This is a genomic window from Nocardia sp. NPDC058176, from assembly GCF_042883805.1.
Classification (GTDB): Bacteria; Actinomycetota; Actinomycetes; order Mycobacteriales; family Mycobacteriaceae; genus Nocardia.
Genome location: NZ_JBHVVA010000005.1, coordinates 149,346 through 168,759, shown reverse-complemented (window position 1 = coordinate 168,759; position 19,414 = coordinate 149,346). Strand labels below are relative to the sequence as shown.

At 69.0% G+C, this 19,414-nt stretch carries 16 protein-coding genes; 11 read left to right on the top strand and 5 right to left on the bottom strand.

Translation table 11 applies throughout. The features are described from left to right. Nucleotides 1-44 precede the first annotated feature (44 nt). Complete coding sequence (gene lepA / locus ACFVVM_RS25110) at nucleotides 45-1,883, top strand: translation elongation factor 4 (protein ID WP_387622785.1); 1,839 nt, start codon at nucleotides 45-47, stop codon at nucleotides 1,881-1,883. Between the two features lie 10 nt (nucleotides 1,884-1,893). Here lepA and ACFVVM_RS25105 read toward each other — a convergent pair whose 3' ends face one another. Genes ACFVVM_RS25105 through ACFVVM_RS25095 form a run of 3 tightly spaced genes read right to left on the bottom strand, consistent with a single transcriptional unit; the run spans nucleotide 1,894 to nucleotide 4,279 of the window. Further along, the gene (locus ACFVVM_RS25105; RefSeq protein WP_387622782.1) at nucleotides 1,894-3,165 is read right to left on the bottom strand and encodes an ATP-binding protein; all 1,272 of its coding nucleotides are present in this window, start codon (nucleotides 3,163-3,165) and stop codon (nucleotides 1,894-1,896) included. Further along, a complete protein-coding gene (locus ACFVVM_RS25100) occupies nucleotides 3,162-3,854 on the bottom strand; it encodes a response regulator transcription factor (protein WP_387622779.1) in 693 nt (230 codons plus the stop codon). The genes ACFVVM_RS25105 and ACFVVM_RS25100 overlap by 4 nt, the downstream gene beginning before the upstream one ends. A gap of 35 nt (nucleotides 3,855-3,889) precedes the next feature. Further along, a complete protein-coding gene (locus ACFVVM_RS25095; RefSeq protein WP_387622777.1) occupies nucleotides 3,890-4,279 on the bottom strand; it encodes a hypothetical protein in 390 nt (129 codons plus the stop codon). Between the two features lie 279 nt (nucleotides 4,280-4,558). On the opposite strand from ACFVVM_RS25095, the gene ACFVVM_RS25090 reads away from it, so the two are divergent. Both ACFVVM_RS25090 and ACFVVM_RS25085 read left to right on the top strand, forming a co-directional pair. Beyond that, the gene (locus ACFVVM_RS25090) at nucleotides 4,559-6,793 is read left to right on the top strand and encodes a hypothetical protein (RefSeq protein WP_387622775.1); all 2,235 of its coding nucleotides are present in this window, start codon (nucleotides 4,559-4,561) and stop codon (nucleotides 6,791-6,793) included. A 45-nt stretch (nucleotides 6,794-6,838) separates the two neighbouring features. Next, nucleotides 6,839-8,638 carry a hypothetical protein gene (locus ACFVVM_RS25085; RefSeq protein ID WP_387622772.1) on the top strand — a complete coding sequence of 600 codons (1,800 nt, stop codon included), beginning with the start codon at nucleotides 6,839-6,841 and terminating at the stop codon, nucleotides 8,636-8,638. A gap of 6 nt (nucleotides 8,639-8,644) precedes the next feature. Here ACFVVM_RS25085 and ACFVVM_RS25080 read toward each other — a convergent pair whose 3' ends face one another. Further along, nucleotides 8,645-10,615, bottom strand: a complete 1,971-nt coding sequence (locus ACFVVM_RS25080; protein WP_387622769.1) for a glycoside hydrolase family 15 protein — start codon at nucleotides 10,613-10,615, stop codon at nucleotides 8,645-8,647. 127 nt (nucleotides 10,616-10,742) lie between these two features. Here ACFVVM_RS25080 and ACFVVM_RS25075 point away from each other — a divergent pair, with 127 nt between their 5' ends. Continuing rightward, on the top strand, nucleotides 10,743-11,009 hold the full coding sequence (locus ACFVVM_RS25075; RefSeq protein ID WP_387622766.1) for a hypothetical protein: 267 nt from the start codon (nucleotides 10,743-10,745) through the stop codon (nucleotides 11,007-11,009). A 118-nt stretch (nucleotides 11,010-11,127) separates the two neighbouring features. Here the strand turns inward: ACFVVM_RS25075 and ACFVVM_RS25070 are convergent, their stop codons facing one another. Further along, the gene (locus ACFVVM_RS25070) at nucleotides 11,128-12,177 is read right to left on the bottom strand and encodes a M48 family metallopeptidase (RefSeq protein WP_387622764.1); all 1,050 of its coding nucleotides are present in this window, start codon (nucleotides 12,175-12,177) and stop codon (nucleotides 11,128-11,130) included. 74 nt (nucleotides 12,178-12,251) lie between these two features. Between ACFVVM_RS25070 and ACFVVM_RS25065 the strand changes: the two genes are divergently transcribed. From ACFVVM_RS25065 to ACFVVM_RS25035, 7 genes are all read left to right on the top strand, one after another. Beyond that, nucleotides 12,252-12,341 carry an Ms4533A family Cys-rich leader peptide gene (locus tag ACFVVM_RS25065; protein ID WP_019045829.1) on the top strand — a complete coding sequence of 30 codons (90 nt, stop codon included), beginning with the start codon at nucleotides 12,252-12,254 and terminating at the stop codon, nucleotides 12,339-12,341. Nucleotides 12,342-12,555: 214 nt separating this feature from the next. After that, a complete protein-coding gene (locus tag ACFVVM_RS25060) occupies nucleotides 12,556-13,605 on the top strand; it encodes a sulfate ABC transporter substrate-binding protein (protein ID WP_387622761.1) in 1,050 nt (349 codons plus the stop codon). A 34-nt stretch (nucleotides 13,606-13,639) separates the two neighbouring features. Beyond that, on the top strand, nucleotides 13,640-14,542 hold the full coding sequence (gene cysT / locus ACFVVM_RS25055; RefSeq protein ID WP_387622758.1) for a sulfate ABC transporter permease subunit CysT: 903 nt from the start codon (nucleotides 13,640-13,642) through the stop codon (nucleotides 14,540-14,542). Nucleotides 14,543-14,597: 55 nt separating this feature from the next. After that, nucleotides 14,598-15,404, top strand: coding sequence for a sulfate ABC transporter permease subunit CysW (gene cysW / locus ACFVVM_RS25050; protein ID WP_387622755.1), 807 nt, complete (start codon nucleotides 14,598-14,600; stop codon nucleotides 15,402-15,404). Continuing rightward, nucleotides 15,401-16,396 carry a sulfate/molybdate ABC transporter ATP-binding protein gene (locus tag ACFVVM_RS25045; protein WP_387622753.1) on the top strand — a complete coding sequence of 332 codons (996 nt, stop codon included), beginning with the start codon at nucleotides 15,401-15,403 and terminating at the stop codon, nucleotides 16,394-16,396. Before cysW ends, ACFVVM_RS25045 begins: the two co-directional genes overlap by 4 nt. A 370-nt stretch (nucleotides 16,397-16,766) precedes the next feature. Further along, nucleotides 16,767-17,774 carry a diiron oxygenase gene (locus tag ACFVVM_RS25040; protein WP_387623482.1) on the top strand — a complete coding sequence of 336 codons (1,008 nt, stop codon included), beginning with the start codon at nucleotides 16,767-16,769 and terminating at the stop codon, nucleotides 17,772-17,774. Nucleotides 17,775-17,791: 17 nt separating this feature from the next. Continuing rightward, a complete protein-coding gene (locus ACFVVM_RS25035; protein ID WP_387622751.1) occupies nucleotides 17,792-19,378 on the top strand; it encodes an FAD-dependent oxidoreductase in 1,587 nt (528 codons plus the stop codon). Nucleotides 19,379-19,414 lie beyond the last annotated feature (36 nt).

Genomic DNA, 19,414 nt, shown 5'->3' with positions numbered 1-19,414 from the left:
ATGGGACGATGGACCCAGTTCGCCGATACCCCTCGAGGAGTGGAGTGGCTTCCAGTTTTGCCGATACGACGTTCACCGATCCGTCCCGGATCCGGAACTTCTGCATCATCGCCCACATCGACCATGGCAAGTCGACCCTGGCCGATCGGATGTTGCAGCTGACCGGTGTGGTCGAGGAGCGGGCCATGCGCGCCCAGTACCTGGACCGGATGGACATCGAACGTGAGCGCGGCATCACGATCAAGGCGCAGAACGTGCGGTTGCCGTGGAACAGCGGCGGCGAGGACTACGTCCTGCACATGATCGACACTCCGGGCCACGTCGACTTCACCTACGAGGTCTCGCGGGCGCTCGAGGCGTGTGAGGGCGCGATCCTGCTGGTCGACGCCGCCCAGGGCATCGAGGCGCAGACGCTGGCCAACCTGTACCTGGCGATGGAACGCGACCTGGTGATCATCCCGGTCCTCAACAAGATCGACCTGCCCGCCGCCGACCCGGACCGCTACGCCGCCGAGATCTCCCACATCGTCGGGTGCGAGCCCGACGAGGTGCTGCGCGTGTCCGGCAAGACCGGCGTCGGCGTGGCCGAGCTGCTGCACAAGGTGATCGCCGAGGTCCCGCCGCCGGTCGGTGACTCCGATGCCCCGGCCAGGGCGTTGATCTTCGACTCGGTCTATGACACCTACCGCGGCGTGGTCACCTACGTGCGTGTGATCGACGGCAAGCTCACCCCGCGCCAGAAGATCAAGATGATGTCCACCGGCGCGCAGCACGAACTGCTCGAGATCGGCATCGTCTCGCCCGAGCCCAAGCCCACCCAGGGTCTCGGCGTCGGCGAGGTGGGCTACCTGATCACCGGTGTGAAGGACGTGCGGCAGTCCAAGGTCGGTGACACCGTCACCTCCGCCCGCGACGGCGCGACGACCGCGCTGGCCGGGTACCAGGAGCCGCGGCCGATGGTCTACTCCGGCCTGTACCCCGTCGACGGCTCCGACTATCCCGACCTGCGCGACGCACTGGACAAGCTGCAGCTCAACGACGCGGCCCTGACCTATGTGCCGGAGACCTCGGTGGCGCTGGGCTTCGGCTTCCGCTGCGGCTTCCTGGGCCTGCTGCACATGGAGATCACCCGCGAGCGGCTGCAACGCGAGTTCGGCCTCGACCTGATCTCGACCGCCCCCAACGTGATCTACCGCGTGGTGATGGAGGACGGCAGCGAGCACATCGTCACCAATCCGTCCTACTGGCCGGAGGGCAAGGCGCGCGAGATCTACGAGCCGGTCACCAAGTGCACGGTGATCGCGCCGAGCGAGTTCGTCGGCACGATCATGGAGCTGTGCCAGAGCAGGCGCGGTGAGCTGCTCGGCATGGACTACCTGTCCGAGACCCGCGTCGAGATGCGCTACACCCTGCCGATGGCCGAGATCATCTTCGACTTCTTCGACTCGCTCAAGTCGCGCACCCGCGGCTACGCCTCGCTCGATTACGAGGAGGCGGGCGAGCAGGAAGCCGCGCTGGTGAAGGTCGACATCCTGCTGCAGGGTGAGGCCGTCGACGCGTTCAGCGCCATCGTGCACAAGGACGCGGCCCAGGCCTACGGCCACAAGATGACGACCAAGCTGCGCGAGCTCATCCCGCGTCAGCAGTTCGAGGTGCCCATCCAGGCGGCGATCGGCTCGAAGATCATCGCGCGCGAGAACATCCGCGCCATCCGCAAGGACGTGCTCGCCAAGTGCTACGGCGGCGACATCAGCCGTAAGCGCAAGCTGCTGGAGAAGCAGAAGGAGGGCAAGAAGCGCATGAAGACCATCGGTCGCGTGGAAGTGCCCCAGGAAGCCTTCGTGGCGGCGCTGTCCTCGGATTCGGACAAGCCCAAGAAGTAGCTCGACCAGCTCATGCGCCGGTACCCACCGGCGCCTGAGTCAGGTGTACCCGCAGCCGAACGCCACCGAGCGGGCTGCGGTCGAGTTCGGCGGTGCCGGAATGCAATTCGGCCTGCTGACGCACCAGGGCCAGGCCCAGTCCCGAACCGGGGGAGCCGGGTCGTTTGGCGAAGCGTTCGAAAGCGGTGGGGGACAGGGAATCCGGTATGCCGGTGCCGTTGTCGTCGATGGTGATCTCGACCGCGTCCCCGGTGGCGAGCGCGGTGACCGCGACCTCGGTGGCGTGCCCGTGGAGCACGGCGTTGGCCACGGCGTTGGTGACGATCAGCATGATCCCGCCGGGCAGGCCGTGCATCGGGATCGGTTCGCTCGCGCTCAACGTGACCGCGACCTCGGGATGGGCGCGGCGCGCGTTCTGCACCGCGCGATCGAGGGTCTCGGACAACTCGAACGGCTCGAAGGCGCCCTGATCGGTGAGTTCGCCCACCGCGAGTCGCTCGAGATCGGTGAGGGTGCGCTCGATCTGGCGTTCGGCGGCGAGCACGTCGGCCAGCACCGCGCCGCGCTGCTCGGTGGGCAGGTCGGTCCCGGCGAGCACCTGGAGGTCGGTGCGCATGGCGGTGAGCGGGGTGCGGAGTTCGTGCGCGCAGACGGCGGCGAAATCGCGGGCACCGGCCAGCGCCTGCCTGGTCTCACCGTGCGCGGTGTCCAGGCGCGCCAGCATCCGGTTGATCGCGTCGGACAGTTCCTCGGCTTCGCGCGCGCCGCGCCCGGACAGCGGCGGCAACTCGTCGAGGGTGTCGATCTCGTGGGTGGCGTTGGCCAGCCTGCGCAGCGGGCGCGCGGCGAATCCGGCCAGCACCCAACCCAATCCGGCCGCGACGAGCACCCCGCCGACGCCGATACCGAGACCGATCAGCTGGCTGCGGGTGATCGCGGCCTCGACCAGATCGCGATCGGGATCGAGCCGGACCACCAGGCCCGGCGCGCCCTGCACCGGCGCGAGCGCGGTGTCGACCGGCTGCCCGGGAACCAGGATGGTGCGCGCCGGGTCCCGGATCGCCGGGGCCGGTGGTACCGAAAGCGGCACGGCGGGAACGTCATCGGTGCGCTCGGCCACCTGCACCCGCATCGTCGACACCGTCTGGTCGAACTGGCGCGAACCGGCCACCTTCAGCAGCGCGGCATAGGTGAGCCCGAGGGTGATCGCCACCAGCGCGGCCACCACCGCCGACACCACGGCGACCCGCATGCGCAGCGACCACGAACCACGCGCGCTCACGGCTGGTCCCGCAGCACGAAACCGACCCCGCGTACCGTGTGCACGACCCGCGCGACGCCATCGGCCTCGAGCTTGCGGCGCAGATACGAGACGAACACGTCGACCACGTTGGTGTCGGTGGCGAAGTCGTAGCCCCAGACCGCCGACAGGATCTGCTCGCGGCCGAGCACGATGCCCACGTTGCCGGCCAGCATCGCCAGGAGTTCGAACTCCCGCTTGGTGAGCTCGACCGCTCGCCCGCCCGAACGCACCCGATGGCCGGTGAGATCGATCACCACCTCGCCCACCTGCACCGTCCGGCCCGGCGGGGCGGCGGTCACCGGCCGACGCCGCAGCAGCGCGTGCAGCCGGGCGACGAGCTCGCCCAGGTCGAACGGTTTGGTGAGGTAGTCGTCGGCGCCGCGTTCCAGGGCCGCGATCCGGTCGGTCACCGCGCTGCGGGCGCTGAGCACGCAGATGGGGATGTCGTTGTCCATCGCCCGCAGGGCGGTGACCACGCCGACGCCGTCGAGCTCGGGCATGTTCACATCGAGCACCATGGCGTCGGGGGCCGCGGAACGCACCAGGGCGAGGGCTCGGGCGCCGTCACCGGCGGTGATGACGTCGAAGCCGGAGAGTTCCAGGCCGCGACGCAGTGACGCCAGCACGCGGACCTCGTCGTCGACGACCAAGATCTGCTGTCCGGTCATCTGCTCACCCTAGTGCGATCCATCGTCTGCGCTGCTCAGCGCGTGTGCGGCGGGAACACCGGCGCCGGGGCGCCCGGCGCCACGGGCTGGGCCGGGACCACGTCGGCCGGATCGAGCCGGGTGCACTCGGCGTCGTCGAGCGGCGAACCCGGCACCGCGGGGAGGACCTGGACGCCCTGCTCGATGGGTTGCGCGGGCCGGAACTGCGCGCCGGGTGCGGCGGGCACGGTGCGCTGGAGGCGGACCTGCGGCGGCGGTGCGTCACCCCCGGGCGCGGCGCAGACGATGATCGTGCGGTCGTGGCCGCCCTCGACGGAGGTGACGGTCGGCGTGGCCGCCGCGGTACCGGCGACAGTGCCGGTGATCACGGCGACCCCGCCGAGCAGAGCCACGGCGCGGGCACGGTGGTTGGCGAATACGGTCATGTGATGTCTCCTCGGAAATCGTGTCCGCCGACCCGCTCGGTCGGCGAAACCGACGCTAAGCAGCCGATCTTCACGCTCCGTTGAGCAATCGTTAGAGTTCTCTTGGGATCCGGCCCCCCTGATTCCACCGGCTCGCCGAAAGGTGTTGTTCGCCATAAGGTGAGTACCAACCGTTCTGATCGAAATGACAGTTCGGTGTTCCGGAAATAGTGTTGGATGAGCCTCACTTCCGCCTCGATCGTGGTGGGGTCCCACAGCGATGCGAGTGTTGGAGCCTGGATGACGCGTGATCTGCCTTTCGATGACGGTGCCGCACGCGCAGAAGGTCCCGACACGGCCTACAAGGTCGCCAACGGTGTCGCCAGGGTGGCCAGGGCAGGCGCCTATGTGACCGGCGGCGCACTCGTCGCCGCCAACGGCACCGCACCCGACCGCGAACAGGGCACCAGCAATGCCGACAGCCGCTACGCGGGCTGGTCGTCGCAGACGGTGCCCGCCGATCCGAGCCCGGACGCGCCGAGCCCGGTCGTCACCTTCCCCGACCTCGCCCACGAACCCGAGCCGTTCCCGGTGCAGCCGCACACCCCCTTCGGCGCCCATCCCGGCATCGAGGACGACCTGGCCATGGTCGGGCGCTCCGCCGAATCCGAGTGGCGTCCGGAGATCCCCGGCTCCGACGGTGAGCGCGACTTCCGGATCCCCGGCAGCGGCGACGACTCGACGGGCATCGGCATCCCCTCCTACCCGCAGCCGCCGGGTCTCGGCTTCGACGACTCGTTCGGCAGGCCCGGCGACCAGGACGGCGGCATCGGCCTGCCGGGTGGCGGCCACGGCGGGATCGGCATCCCCGGTTTCGACGGCTCGCCCGGGAACGGCATGGAGATCCCCGGTTTCGACGGTCTGCCCGGCCAGGGTGTCGGCATTCCCGGTTTCGGTGGGCTGCCCGGTCAGGGCATGGGCATTCCCGGCTTCGACGGCATCGGTCTGCCCGGCGCCACCAACCCCGGTGATCTGGCCGGACCCAACGCCCCCGACGGCCTGTTCAACGGCATCGGTGACGTCGGCGGATTCTTCGACGGCTTCGGCGCCATGGTGACCACCGACTGGCAGGTCGACGTGCACGCCGGCCTCGACGGTGTGTGGTTCACCTCGCAGATGAAGGTCGACGTCCAGGTCGGCCAGGTCGGCGATCAGCTCGACGACTACGGCAAGTGGCTCGGCGAGGGCCTGCGTGTCCCCGGCAGCACCGGCACCGGCCTGGAGACCGCGGGTCCCGGCGCCTCCGCGCCCACCGACTCCGGTCTCGGCACGCCCTCGTCCACCGGTCCGGGCCTGCCCGGCGCCGGTTCTCCCGCGGATGGTCCGAGTCTGCCGGGCTCGACCTCGGGTGCCCCTGGCCTGCCCGGTTCGTCCTCCTCGGGTGCCCCTGGCCTGCCGGGTTCCTCGTCGCCGAGCGCCCCGAGCCTGCCCGGTTCGTCCGCCCCGGGTCCGAGCTTGCCCGGTTCGTCCGCCCCCAGCCTGCCCGGTGCGACCGCGCCCGCCCCCGCGATCGCCGCGCCCGCCCCGATCGCCCCGGCTCCGGCCCCGGCGCCCGCCCCTGCTCCGGCTCCGGTCGCGCCCGCCCCGATCGCGCCCGCGCCCGCACCGGTGGCACCTGTCCCGGTCGCCGTCGCCCCGCCCGTGGTCGCCGCCACCCCGATGCAGACCACCATCCAGCCCGACGCCGCGACGACGCCGATCGCCAATGTGCTCGGCACCACCGGTGTCTCCCCGCTGACCGCGCCCGCCGCCGCGGTGCCCGGGCTGTTCGCACCGGCCACGCCGACGGAACCCGTTGTGCTGCCCGACCTTTCCGACGGCTCGACCACCCCGTCGACCCTGCCGGTCACCGTCCCGTCCACGGCACCCACCGTCGACATCACCACCCCGCCCACGGCGACCATGCCCGGCATGCCGACGGTGACCATGCCGTCGACGCCGGACGCGACCAGGCCGGAGCTCACGGTGCCGCCGACGGTCATCACCACGCCGTCCACCCCCGGCACCACGCCGGGTACCGGCGGCACGACGCCGAGCACCGGTGGCAGCACGCCCGGTACCGGCACCGACATCACCACCCCGGGCGGCACCGGCGGCGGCACGACCCAGCCGACCGCGCCGAGCACCCCCACCGTCGACGTCCCGACCGCGACGGCACCCCAGCCGACCGCCACCGTGGCACCCCAGCCGACGGTGACGATGCAGCCGACCGCCTCGGTCCCCACCCAGCAGCCCACGGTCCCGTCCGTCGACGCGCCCACCGTCGTCACCCCGCCGCCGGCGGTCACCGTGCCGACCACCCAGGCCCCGGTGAAACCGCCGGTCATCGAGACCAAGCCGATCGCCGCCGAGTTCGACCAGCACCACGGCGTCTACCATGGCGTGTCGGCCGGACTGTTCGATTCGGGGCTCGGTGGCGTCGATCCGGGAAGCGCTTTGTTTCCCGCCGAGCATCCTGGGTACGACTTCGTCTAGTCCCTGCGTCTCGGCCGGGTACATGCAAGGAGAGTGAGGACAGGTTTGTCTGCCGCAGCCGGACTGCAGGCCGCGACGGTGAAGCATCCGGATGTGATGGCCCCGGTCGTGTCGCTCGTCGACGAACTGCGGGAACTGGTTCGCTCGGGCGGCCGCGACGACCTCGATGCCCGGCTCGGCATGGTGCGAGCCCGGCTCAGCGACTCCCGCGTGCGCATGGTCGTCGTCGGTGAACCCCAGGCCGGGATGAGCACGCTGGTCAACAGCATGGTCGGCAGCCCGGTCAGCGCGACCGACGGCAAGCCCAGCGTCCCCGTGATCGTCGAATACGGTGCCGCGCCGAGCGCGACGCTGGTGAAATCCGCCCACGGCCGGGTTGAACGGGTGCCCGTCGACCCGCTCAACCCGGGACCGGCGCTGACCGCCCTCGGTGTGCTGCGCGCCGAATTCGCCGAGCCAAGCCCCTTGCTGGCCGACGGTCTCGTGGTGATGGACGCGCCGGGCCCCACCACACACGAGGGCGTGGCCTGGTCGATGATCGCGGCCGCCGACGTCGTCCTCTACGCCACCGACGCCGCCGCCGAACTGACCGAGACCCAGCTGGACTATCTGCGTCGCGTCGAGCAGGTGTGTCCCGCGGTGGTCTGCGTGCTCACCAAGATCGACCGCAACCCGCACTGGTCGCTGACCCAGCGGCGCAACCGCGCCCTGCTCGACGGCGCCGGGCTGAACTTCGCGGTCGCCCCGGTCTCGGCCCTGCTGCACCACCAGGCCGACCGGACCGGCGATCAGCAGCGCGACATCGAGTCCGGGGTACCCCAGCTCATCGATCACCTGCAGGAGTACGTGGTCGCCCAGGCCGACTCGGTCGCGATCGCGGCCGCGGTGCGCGACATCGCCCTGGTCACCGACCAGCTCACCACCACCTTGCGCGCCGAGGCCGACACCCTGCGCGATCCGCGCCGGCGCGCCGAGATCACCCAGCGCCTGGCCGCCGCTCGCGCCGAGGCCGATCAACTACGCCAGCGCACCGCCACCTGGCAGGTCACCCTGGTCGACGGTGGCGCCGAGCTCAACGCCGACATCGAACACGATCTGCGGCATCGGCTGCGCAGTCTGGTCCGCGAGGCCGAGACCGAGATCACGCGCACCGATCCCACGCGCAAGTGGACCGAATTCGGTACCGAACTCGACGCCCGGATCTGCGAGGTGGTCGAGGAGAACTTCGTGATGGCGCACTACCGTGCCGTCGAGCTGTCCGAACAGGTCGCCGCGAAGTTCCCGCCGCAGAACCGGACGCCGCCGCTGCCCGAACTGCGGCTGACCAACCCCGGTGAGGTGCTCGAGCCGGTGCAGTCGCTGGAGGCGCTGGAGAGCGCCAAGGCCAGCATCGGCCAGCAGGCCCTCTCGGCGCTGCGCGGGTCCTACGGCGGCATCCTGATGGTGGGTCTGGCCACCAGCCTGCTCAAGATGCCGCTGGTCAACATGTACTCCATCGGCGCGGGCGTGCTGCTGGGCCTCAACGCCCTGTGGGACGACCGCCGCAGCCGTAAACAGCGCAGGCAGGCCGAGGCCAAGGTCGCCGTCGCGCGGCTGGCCGACGACGTGATCTTCCAGGTGAGCAAGGAATCCCGCAACCGCCTGCGCACCCTGCAGCGCGTGCTGCGCGATCACTACACCGAGATCGCGGCCGAGGTCTCGCGCACCGCCGACGAGGCACTGCGCGCCGCCGAGGAGACCGGCCTGCGCTACGGCGGCCAGCGCGAACTGCGCATCACCGAGATCGACGCGGGCCTGCGCACCCTGGCCGACCTGCGGGAACGGGCCCAGCGGCTCACCTACTGAGCGCGCTCAGCTCGGCCGGTGCGACGGCGTGTGCGCGGGCTGGAACTGGCCGACCTCGCGGGAATCCTCGGCCCTGATCACGTGGGTGACCGCGTTGATCAGCGCCAGATGGGTGAACGCCTGCGGGAAGTTGCCCAGGTGCCTGCCGGTGCGCGGATCGATCTCCTCGGCGTAGAGGCGCAGCGGAGAGGCCAGGCCGAGCAGCCGCTCGCACAGGTGGGTGGCCCGTTCCAGCTCGCCGATCTCCACCAGCGCCGACACCAGCCAGAACGAGCAGATCGTGAAGGTGCCCTCCTCGCCGGCCAGCCCGTCGTCGGTGGTGTCGGTGTCGTAGCGCAGCACCAGCCCGTGCACGGTGAGGCGGTCGGCGATGGCCAGCACGGTCGCGCGCACGCGCGGATCGTCCGGCGGCAGGAACCGGGTCAGCACCACCAGCAGCAGCGAGGCGTCGAGGGTGCGGCCGCCGTAGGTCTGGGTGAACACGCCGTCGGCGTCGACCCCGTTGGCCAGGACGTCGGCGCGGATCTCCTCGGCGATCTCGAACCACCGCGCCGAGCGCTCGTCGCGGCCGTGCAGTTGTGCCAGCCGGGCGCCGCGATCCAGCGCCACCCAGCACATCACCTTCGACGAGGTGAACTGCTGCGGTTCGCCGCGGACCTCCCAGATGCCGCGATCGGGTTCGCGCCAGTGCTCGATCGCGGCGTGCACGGTGCGCTCGAGCATCGGCCACAGCGATTCCGGCACCTGCTGCCGGGACTTCATGTGCAGGTACATCGCGTCGAGCATGGTGCCCCAGATGTCGTGCTGGTCCTGGTTGTAGGCGGCGTTGCCGATGCGCACCGGTCGTGAGTCGTCGTAGCCGGACAGATTGGGCAGGGTCTCCTCGGTGATTCGGCGTTCGCCGCCGATGCCGTAGAGCACCTGCAGGGGGACGGCGTCACCGTTGTCGCCGGTGGTCGCGTCGTTGAGGAAGTTGAAGAAGTCGTCGGCCTCGCGGTCGAGGCCGAGGGTGTACAGGCCCCACAGCGCGAAGCTGGAATCCCGCACCCAGGTGTAGCGGTAGTCCCAGTTGCGTTCCCCGCCAGGTGTTTCCGGCAGCGAGGTGGTCGCGGCGGCCAGCAGCGCGCCGGTCGGGGCGTAGGTGAGGCCCTTCAGGGTGAGCGCACTGCGCTGCAGGTAGTTGCGCCACGGATGATCGGGGAAGTCGCCCAGGGTGATCCAGCGCCGCCAGCATTCCGCGGTCGCCCACATCTTCCCCGCCGCCTCGTCGAAGGTGGCCGGTGCGGGCAACTCCGACCAGGTCAGCGCGACGAACACCGAATCGCCCTCGCTCATCCTGGTCCGCGCCCGCGCCTCGCGCCCCTCCAGGCCCAGACGCAGGTCGGTGGTGAGCACCAGCGACGGCCCCGACTCGACGTCGTCGGTGCTGATCGCGGTCGCCTGCTCGTAGACCTTGCCGGTGTACTCCCAGTGCGCGCCGCCGCGGTGATAGTCGAAGGAGGGCTCGCAGCTCATCTCCAATTCGACTGTGCCGCTAACACATTTCACCGTCCGCAACAGGCAGTGCTCGGCATCCCAGTCCATCGGCGTGCGCCGGTGGGTCTTGGAGCGGGCGATGTTGTTGTGCCACGGACCGAGCACGAGCGCGTCGCGCACGATCAGCCAGCCGGTCGCGGTCTGCCAGGTGGTCTCCAGGATCATCCCGCCGGGCAGGTACCGCCGCGCGGCGGGCACCTGCGTGCCGTACGGCCCGATCCGGAAATGCCCGGCGCTGCGGTCGAGAATCGCGCCGAACACGCTGGGGGAGTCGGGGCGGGGCACACACATCCACTCGACCGCGCCGCTGCTGGCGATCAGGCAGCTGGTCTCGCAGTCGGACAGGAACGCGTAGTCGTCGATCGGCGGGAAGGCGCCGCGATGGCCGCTGGAGGACACCGGGCTCAGAATCGGCAGGCTGTCCGCGCTGGAAGGCTCCATACCCCATCATCAGGGCGGGGCGAGCCGGCGTCCAGCGCAGTCGGCCGATCCGCTGGTCGTGGCGCCGCGACACGGCTCGGCATCGGCCGGAGCGGGGCGTTCACGGCGACCGACTAGTCTGGTCGACGTGGAACGCATCGCAGGTTGGTGGGACGGCTTCGAACTCTGGGTGGCCGGACTGCCCTTCATCCCCCAGTTCCTCGTGGTGCTGGTCGGCATGGTTCCGATCAGCTTCGCCATCGCGTACCTGCTCGACCGCACCCTGCGCGCGATCTTCCGCGCGCTGGGGCGTGACGATCACGCCGACCTGCCTGCCGTGGCGCCGATCGCCGCGACCGTGCCCGCCCCCGTCGCCGCGCCCGTGCGGCCGACCGTGGGCAGCGGTGCCCGCTGATGCCACGTTCGCGCGTTCAGCTCGCTCTTGTCGCTCTGCTCGTCCTCGTCGTCATCGCGTGGTTCTTCACGAGATGAGCCAGGAAGACCGGTGCGGCTGACCCGCACCGGCGTCCCGCCTAGTTCTTGCGCCAGTCGTCGAAACGTTTGCCCAGGTCCGACACTGTGCGGCCCACTTCATGGCCGACGGTGTTGACGGCTGATCCCACGTCGCGGCCCAGGTCGCGGACGGTGCGGACGAACATGTCGTCGGACTGGTCGAAGGATTCGCGGTAGGTGCGGGCGGCTTCCTTGACCTCGTCGCTGATGCGGGCGTTGCGGTCGGAGTCGCGGCGGGGGTAGTTGCCGCCGAGGATCCGGTCGTACTCACCGGACTGGATCCAGCGGCGCAGTTCGGCGGCGCGCAGCACCGAGAACGGGTGCGACTGCAGTTCCAGGTTGAGCAGTTTGAGGACGCCGTCGCGCAGGTCGCCCGAGCGCAGGTAGTCGTCGGCCTGGTCGAGGAAGGCGCCATGGTTCATCTCGTGCAGCCAGGCCCCGCCCGCGGTCTTCATGTGCACGCGCACCGAGGCCTCGACGTCCTGGCAGCACAGCAGGCCCGCCCGGTCGCCGGACAGTTCGGACTTGCGGCTCCACTCCATCAGCGCGGCCACGATCGCGCGCAGCGCCCAGCCGCCGACCGGCATCCAGCCGACCGAGGCCGACAGCCGCATCAGGTGCATGAGCATCGTGCGGTACACCGCGTGCCCGGACAGGGCGTGGCCGAGCTCGTGGCCGACCACGAAGCGCAGTTCCTCGGTGTCCAGCAGTTCGAGCAGGCCGGTGGTGAGCACGATGAACGGCTTGTCCATACCGATGGTGAAGGCGTTCACCGACGGGTCCTGCAGAACGAACATCTCCGGGGTGCTCTTGGCGTCGAGCACGCCGACACAATCCGCGCGCAGCTCGTGCAGAGTGCGGAACTGTCGTTCGTCGACGCGCACCGCGGTCGCCAGATAGAGCAGCCGGTGCTGGCGCTCGCGCAGCAGTCCCGACAGTGCGCGCAGCACGGTGTCGAAGCCGCTGAGCGAGCGCAGGGTCACCAGCGCGGTGCGGTCGGCCGGGTGCTCCCAGGCGCGCGTGCTGATTTCCGGCAAACGAGTGCGGACGCGATCAGGTGCCGTGGTCATAGGATGAAATCCCCCCTCGATATGGAGTTCTCGTCGATTCGAATCATCATGTCGCAATCTGCTACAGTCTGCCTGTGTCGTCGAGTGTCGCCCCGCAGATCCGCCATGAATTGGCGTTGATCGCTGTCGGCAACCTCGCCGTCGCGGACATCCTCTGTCGATGATCGGCCACCGGACTCGTCTGCGCATTCCTGCCAAGTAGACTGGCGCGCGCTTTTCCTCTCGCAGTAGTAGTCCGTCACTCCGGGGGCCGTTCGGGCCCGAGTCGCGCCGACTGTCGTGCAGCCATCGCACGGCAGGTCTACCGATCGACAAGCATGATCCCTACCGCATCGAAAAATGTTGTGCGATAGGTCCTTTCCCGAAAGGTACACCCCGATGTCACGCACCACCTGGATCGGCTCGCGCCGTCGCGCCGCCGCCATCGCTCTCACTGCTGTCGCCGCGGTCGCCCTGACCGCCTGCGGCGGTGGCGCCAGCGATTCGACCGACGGCGATTCCGTGGCCGACGGCAGCGGGGGCACGCTGAACCTGTACGCCTACGCCGTGCCCAAGCCCGGGTTCGACAAGGTCATCCCCGAGTTCAACAAGACCGAGGCAGGCAAGGGAGTGCAGATCCAGCAGTCCTACGGTGCCTCGGGCGATCAGTCCCGCAAGGTGCGCGACGGCGCCGACGCCGACATCGTGAACTTCTCGGTGGAGCCCGACGTCACCCGCCTCGTCGATGCCGGACTCGTCGACGAGAGCTGGAACCAGGGCGCCGACAAGGGCCTGCCGTTCGGCTCGGTCGTGGTGCTGGTGACCCGCGAGGGCAACCCCAAGAACATCCAGAGCTGGGACGACCTGCTCAAGCCCGGTGTCGAGGTGGTGACCCCCAACCCGTTCAGCTCCGGCGCGGCCAAGTGGAACCTGCTGGCCCCCTACGCCGAGAAGTCCGAGGGCGGCAAGAACCCGCAGGCCGGTATCGACTACCTGAGCCAGCTGGTCACCCCCGAGCACATCAAGGTGCAACCGAAGTCCGGTCGCGAGGCCACCGAGACCTTCCTGCAGGGCACCGGTGACGTGCTGCTGAGCTACGAGAACGAGGCGCTGTTCATCCAGCGCGAGGGCAGCAAGGTCGATTTCGTCGTGCCGTCCACCACGTTCAAGATCGAGAACCCGGTCGCGGTCCTGAAGAACAGCAAGAACCTCGAGAAGGCCACCGCGTTCCGCGACTTCCTGTTCACCCCCGAGGGCCAGCGCGCCTGGGCCGAGGCCGGTTTCCGTCCGGTCGACCCGAAGGTGGCCGCCGACTTCGCCGACGACTTCCCGACCCCGGCCAAGGTCTGGACCATCGATGACCTCGGTGGCTGGAAGACCGTCGACAAGGAGCTGTTCACCCCGGACACCGGTTCGGTGGCTGTGATCTACGACGCGGCGACCAAGTGAGTCGTCGCCTTCGGGCACACGGGATACTCGAACTGTGACTGACAGTAATACTGCCAGTGCCGCCGGGACCGGGGTCACCCCCGGTCCCGGCGGTGCGGAAGAGAAGAAAGCACCGGCGTGGCGCTCGAGCCCGCTGTGGTCGCGCGTCACCGGATCGTCGGGCAACCTCGGCATCGCGGTGGCGGTGCTGTGGCTCAGCGTCATCGTGTTGCTGCCGCTGGCCGCGCTCACCGTGGCGTCCTTCGAACAGGGCATCAGCGGGTTCTGGAACGCGGTGACCGCGCCGGTCGCGCTGGCCTCGCTGAAGGTGACCATCCTGGTCTCGGTGGTCGTCGCGCTGATCAACGTGGTGATGGGCACGCTCATCGCCTGGGTGCTGGTCCGCGACGACTTCCCCGGCAAGGGCGTGGTGAACGCGCTCATCGACCTGCCGTTCGCGCTGCCGACCATCGTGGCCAGCATCGTGCTGCTCTCGCTCTACGGCCCGCAGAGCCCGATCGACATCCACCTCAACGCCACCAAGGCGGGTCTGGTGGTGGCGCTGGCGTTCGTGACGCTGCCGTTCGTGGTGCGCTCGGTGCAGCCGGTGCTGATCGAGCTCGACCGCGAGGTCGAGCAGGCCTCGCTGTCACTGGGCGCGAGCAACTGGACCACGTTCCGGCTCATCGTGCTGCCCGCGCTGACGCCCGCGATCCTCAGCGGCGGTGGCCTGGCCTTCGCCCGCGCCATCGGCGAGTTCGGTTCCGTGGTGCTGATCGGCGGCAACATCCCGCGCGACACCCAGGTGGCCTCCCAGTACATCCAGCAGCAGATCGAGATCGACCGCCCGCTCAACGCCGCCGCGGTGTCGGTGGCACTGCTGGCGATCTCGTTCCTGGTGCTGTTCACGCTGCGGGTCCTGGCCGAACGCAGCGCGCGCAAGGATCAGGACAGCTGATGACCGACAACGGTGTGGCGCGCGGACCGCGCGCCGAAGCGAGGGTGGGTACCCGATGAAACCGACAGCCGTGACGCGCATCTCGTTGCGCACCATCGCGCTGGGCTACCTGTTCATCCTGGTGGTGCTGCCGCTGTTCATCATCCTGTGGCGCACCTTCGAGAACGGGATCGGCGCGTTCATCGCCTCGATCACCACGCCCGCGGCGCAGTCGGCGTTCCAGCTGTCGCTGATCATCGTCGCGATCGTGGTCCCGATCAATGTGGTGTTCGGCGTGATCACCGCGCTCGCCCTGGTCCGCGGGAATTTCCCCGGGCGCAATTTCGTGCAGGGCATCGTCGACCTGCCGTTCGCGGTGTCCCCGGTCGTGGTCGGCGTCGCGCTGATCATGCTGTGGGGTGCCAACGGCTGGTTCGGCGGCATCGAGAACCTCGGCTTCAAGGTGATCTTCGGCCTGCCGGGCATGGTGATCGCCACCATCTTCGTGACGCTGCCGTTCGTGGTGCGCGAGGTGGAGCCGGTGCTGCACGAGATCGGCACCGAGCAGGAACAGGCGGCCGCCACCCTCGGCGCGTCCGGCTGGCAGACCTTCGTGCGCATCACCCTGCCCGCCATCCGGTGGGGCCTCGGCTACGGCATCGTGCTCACCGTCGCCCGCTCGCTCGGCGAGTTCGGCGCGGTCATCATGGTGTCGTCGGGCTTCGCGGGCGTCTCCCAGACGCTGACGCTGCTGGTGCACAGCCGCTACATCGATGACCACAACACCTTCGGCGCCTACAGCGCCGCGACGTTGCTGATGGGCATCGCCATCCTGACCCTTCTGTTGATGACTCTCTTCGAACGCAAGCGGGGCGACCAATGATCACCGTGACCGGTGCGAACAAGAACTACGGCACCTTCGCCGCCCTGGACGACGTGAGCCTGGACATCCCCTCCGGTGAGCTGACCGCGCTGCTCGGTCCGTCCGGCTCGGGCAAGTCGACCCTGCTGCGCGCGATCGCCGGCCTCGAGTCGCTGGATTCGGGCATCGTGCGGATCGCGGGCAACGACGTGACGCACGTGGCGCCGCAGAAGCGCGACATCGGCTTCGTGTTCCAGCACTACGCCGCGTTCAAGCACATGACCGTGCGCGACAACGTCGCCTTCGGCCTGAAGATCCGCAAGCGTCCCAAGGCCGAGATCGCCAAGCGCGTCGACGAACTGCTCGGCATCGTCGGCCTCGACGGCTTCCAGCACCGCTACCCGGCGCAGCTCTCGGGTGGTCAGCGCCAGCGCATGGCGCTGGCCCGCGCGCTGGCGGTGGATCCGCAGGTGCTGCTGCTCGACGAGCCGTTCGGCGCGCTCGACGCCAAGGTGCGCACCGATCTGCGCAAGTGGCTGCGCAGGCTGCACGACGAGGTTCACGTGACCACCGTGCTGGTCACCCACGACCAGGAGGAGGCGCTCGACGTCGCCGACCGGATCGCGGTGATGAACAAGGGCCGCATCGAGCAGGTCGGTACGCCCGAGGATGTCTACGATCGCCCGGCCAACGACTTCGTGATGTCGTTCCTCGGCGCGGTGGCCCGGCTCAACGGCCATCTGGTCCGTCCGCACGACATCCGCGTCGGCCGTGATCCGAGCATGGCGCTGGCCGAGCACGAGGGCACCGCGGATTCGGCCGGTGTCACCAGGGCGACCGTGGAGCGCATCGTGCGCCTGGGCTTCGAGGTGCGCCTCGAGTTGCGCAATGCCGCCACCGGTGACCAGTTCGCCGCGCAGGTGACCCGGGGCGATGCCGCGGCGTTGCGGCTGACCGAGGGCGAGACGGTCTACGCGCGCGCCACCCGCATCCCGGATCTGCCGACGAGCTGATTCGACCGCCACGACAGGGCCCCGCGACACGGTGTCGCGGGGCCCTGTCGGTGTTGTCGTGCTGTTCGCTGGACGTCCGCGCGCCGACCCGGTGTGCGGCATCGGCGCAGGGTAACCGGTACCGGCGGTCCGAAAAGCGACACGACGCGCTCGGCGCGAATCTATTTTTCCCGACTCGCCACGAGCCACCGGTGACTGTGTATGACCCAGCGTCACAGGTAGAAGCGTTTCTACTGGTGAGTAGCTTTTCTTCTCGGCTTTTCGACGCGCCGAACACGCGAATCCGCGCGGTTCCCGGAGTTGACGCGCCCCCTCATAGGTGTAACTATTGGAAACAGTAAACGTCCCTTGAGGAGAGGCAGTGACGACGATGTCTGCGCCCACCACCCCTGACGTCGATCCTGTAGTCGCCGAGGCTCAGGCGTACGCCGAGAAGTTGCTGATGCTTTCCGAAGCGTCGGTCGACCGCCACTTCGACCCGTTCGAAGACATCGACTGGGACAACCCGGACTTCGACCCGAACTGCAAGCCGGAGCGCTGGATCCTGGTCACCTCGGCCGACCCGATCGGTCGCCACCCCTGGTACCAGTCCCTGCCGCAGGACGTGAAGATCGAGATCGGCAAGGTCCGCCAGGCCAATGTGGCAAAGGTCGGCCTGCAGTTCGAGGCCATCCTGATCATCGGGATGATGCAGCACATCTTCAACCTGAAGAACAACGACCCGGAGTTCCGGTACTGCTCGCACGAGATGATCGAAGAGCACAACCACACTCTGATGTTCCAGGAGATGGTCAACCGCGTCGCCGACGTGCCGGGTATGAACCCGCTCGTGCGTCAGCTGCGCCACCTGGCCTCGCCCGGCGGTGCGCTGTTCCCGAACTTCTTCTTCATGGCCGTGCTCGCCGGCGAGGAGCCGATCGACCACATCCAGAAGGACATCCTGCGCTCGGGTGACGACATCCACCCGATCATGCGCGGCGTGATGGCGATCCACGTGGCCGAGGAAGCTCGCCACATCTCCTTCGCCCACGAGTTCCTGAAGAAGAACGTGCCCGCCCAGCGGCCGCTCAACAAGTTCGTGCTCTCGATCGCGATGCCGGTCATCATGTTCATCCTCGGCCGGGCGATCGCGACCCCGCCGAAGACCTTCTTCAAGCAGTTCGACATGCCGAAGGAAGTGCGCAAGGAGCTGTTCTACGGCTCCAAGGAGGCCAAGCAGGTCTTCGCCGACTACTTCATCGACGTGCGCGCGCTCGCCGAGGAGATCGGTCTGATGAACTCGGTGTCCAAGCGGGTCTGGAAGCTGCTCGGTATCGACGGCCCGTCCAGCCGCTACCGCTCGGAGCCCAAGCGCTCCGTCAAGCACGCAGTCGCCTGAGTCGGCGGTAGTCTTCCATGCCCTACGTCGTTACCCAGTCATGCTGTAGTGACGCCTCGTGCGTCTACGCGTGCCCGGTGAACTGTATTCATCCGACCCCGGATGAGCCGGACTTCCTCACCGCGGAGATGCTCTACGTGGATCCGGCGGCCTGTGTGGACTGTGGCGCCTGCGCCACGGCCTGCCCGGTCGACGCGATCACCTCGTCGAAGAAGCTGACCCACGAGCAGAAGCCCTTCATCGAGATCAACGCCGATTTCTACCGGGTCCAGCGGGACCGGCCGACGCTGGCCCGCCCGGTGATGCCCCCGGCGATCGACACCAAGCGCTCGCCGCTGCGGGTCGCGATCGTCGGGTCGGGCCCGTCGGCGATGTACGCCGCCGACGAGCTGCTGACCCAGCCCGGTGTCTCGGTCACGATGTTCGACCGGCTGCCGCAGGCCTACGGGCTGGCCCGGCTCGGCGTCGCGCCCGATCACAAGCGCACGCGCAAGGTCGCCGACCTGTTCGACGTGATGTCCAAGCAGGACGACTTCGGTACCTACCTCGATGTCGAGATCGGCAAGCACATCAGCCACGCCGATCTGCTCGAGCACTTCCACGGCGTGGTCTACGCCGTCGGCGCGTCCTCGGATCGCAAGCTGAACATCCCGGGCGAGGGTCTGCCGGGCAATGTCTCGGCCACCGACTTCGTGGCCTGGTACAACGGTCATCCCGAGCACGCCGAGGACACCTTCGATCTGGACCAGAAGCGGGTGGTGATCGTCGGCAACGGCAACGTCGCCCTCGATGTGGCCCGCATCCTGACCGTCGATCCGGCGACGCTGGCCGGTACCGACATCGCGCCGTACGCGCTGAAGGCCCTGCGCGAGAGCAAGATCGAAGAGGTCGTGATCCTGGGCCGTCGCGGTCCGGCCGAGTCGGCGTTCACGGTGCCCGAGTTCGTCGGCCTGCTGGCCGCCGACATCGACATCGCGATCGACGGCGAACTGCCCGAGATCACCCCGGAGCTGTCCTACAAGGTCGAGCAGAAGCTGCGCCTGCTGCACAGCGTCGCGACCCGGCCCTTCGGTGAGCGCAGGCGGATCGTGTTCCGCTACCTGTCCTCGCCGGTGGAGATCGTCGGCACCGAGACGGTGACCGGCGTGCGGGTCGAGCGCAACGAGCTGGTCGCCGATGCCGACGGTCGCGTCGGTGCGGTGGCGACCGGGGACATCGAGCTGTTGGAGGCAGGCGTCGTGCTGACCTCCGTCGGCTACCGCGGTGTGCCTACCGAGGGCCTGCCCTTCGACGACGCGCGCGGTGTGATCCCGAACGAGCGGGGCCGCGTGCTCACCGCCCCCGGCGGCGAGATCGTGCCCGGTACCTATGTGACCGGGTGGATCAAGCGTGGTCCGAGCGGGTTCATCGGCACCAACAAGTCCTGTGCGCAGGAGACGGTGGAGCAGCTCGCCGAGGATTTCAACACTGGCAAGCTGCGTGAGCCCGTGCGCGACGCGCAGGCGTTCGATCGTCTGGTGCGCGCTCGCCGCCCGCAAGCCCGCGCCGGTGGTGCGGCGGCACCGCAGGTGCGTCCGCTGCGGCGGCTGCTCGCGCGCAGCTGAATCGACGAACACCCGAAGGCCCGCCGCATCCGATGA

What these genes read in the sequence shown, in the direction of transcription:
- ACFVVM_RS25100 (WP_387622779.1), bottom strand. Translation starts at nt 3,854, where the DNA reads ATGACCGGACAGCAGATCTTGGTCGTCGACGACGAGGTCCGCGTGCTG.
- ACFVVM_RS25095 (WP_387622777.1), bottom strand. Translation starts at nt 4,279, where the DNA reads ATGACCGTATTCGCCAACCACCGTGCCCGCGCCGTGGCTCTGCTCGGC.
- ACFVVM_RS25090 (WP_387622775.1), top strand. Translation starts at nt 4,559, where the DNA reads ATGACGCGTGATCTGCCTTTCGATGACGGTGCCGCACGCGCAGAAGGT.
- ACFVVM_RS25080 (WP_387622769.1), bottom strand. Translation starts at nt 10,615, where the DNA reads ATGGAGCCTTCCAGCGCGGACAGCCTGCCGATTCTGAGCCCGGTGTCC.
- ACFVVM_RS25070 (WP_387622764.1), bottom strand. Translation starts at nt 12,177, where the DNA reads ATGACCACGGCACCTGATCGCGTCCGCACTCGTTTGCCGGAAATCAGC.
- ACFVVM_RS25060 (WP_387622761.1), top strand. Translation starts at nt 12,556, where the DNA reads ATGTCACGCACCACCTGGATCGGCTCGCGCCGTCGCGCCGCCGCCATC.
- cysW (WP_387622755.1), top strand. Translation starts at nt 14,598, where the DNA reads ATGAAACCGACAGCCGTGACGCGCATCTCGTTGCGCACCATCGCGCTG.
- ACFVVM_RS25045 (WP_387622753.1), top strand. Translation starts at nt 15,401, where the DNA reads ATGATCACCGTGACCGGTGCGAACAAGAACTACGGCACCTTCGCCGCC.
- ACFVVM_RS25040 (WP_387623482.1), top strand. Translation starts at nt 16,767, where the DNA reads ATGTCTGCGCCCACCACCCCTGACGTCGATCCTGTAGTCGCCGAGGCT.
- ACFVVM_RS25035 (WP_387622751.1), top strand. Translation starts at nt 17,792, where the DNA reads ATGCCCTACGTCGTTACCCAGTCATGCTGTAGTGACGCCTCGTGCGTC.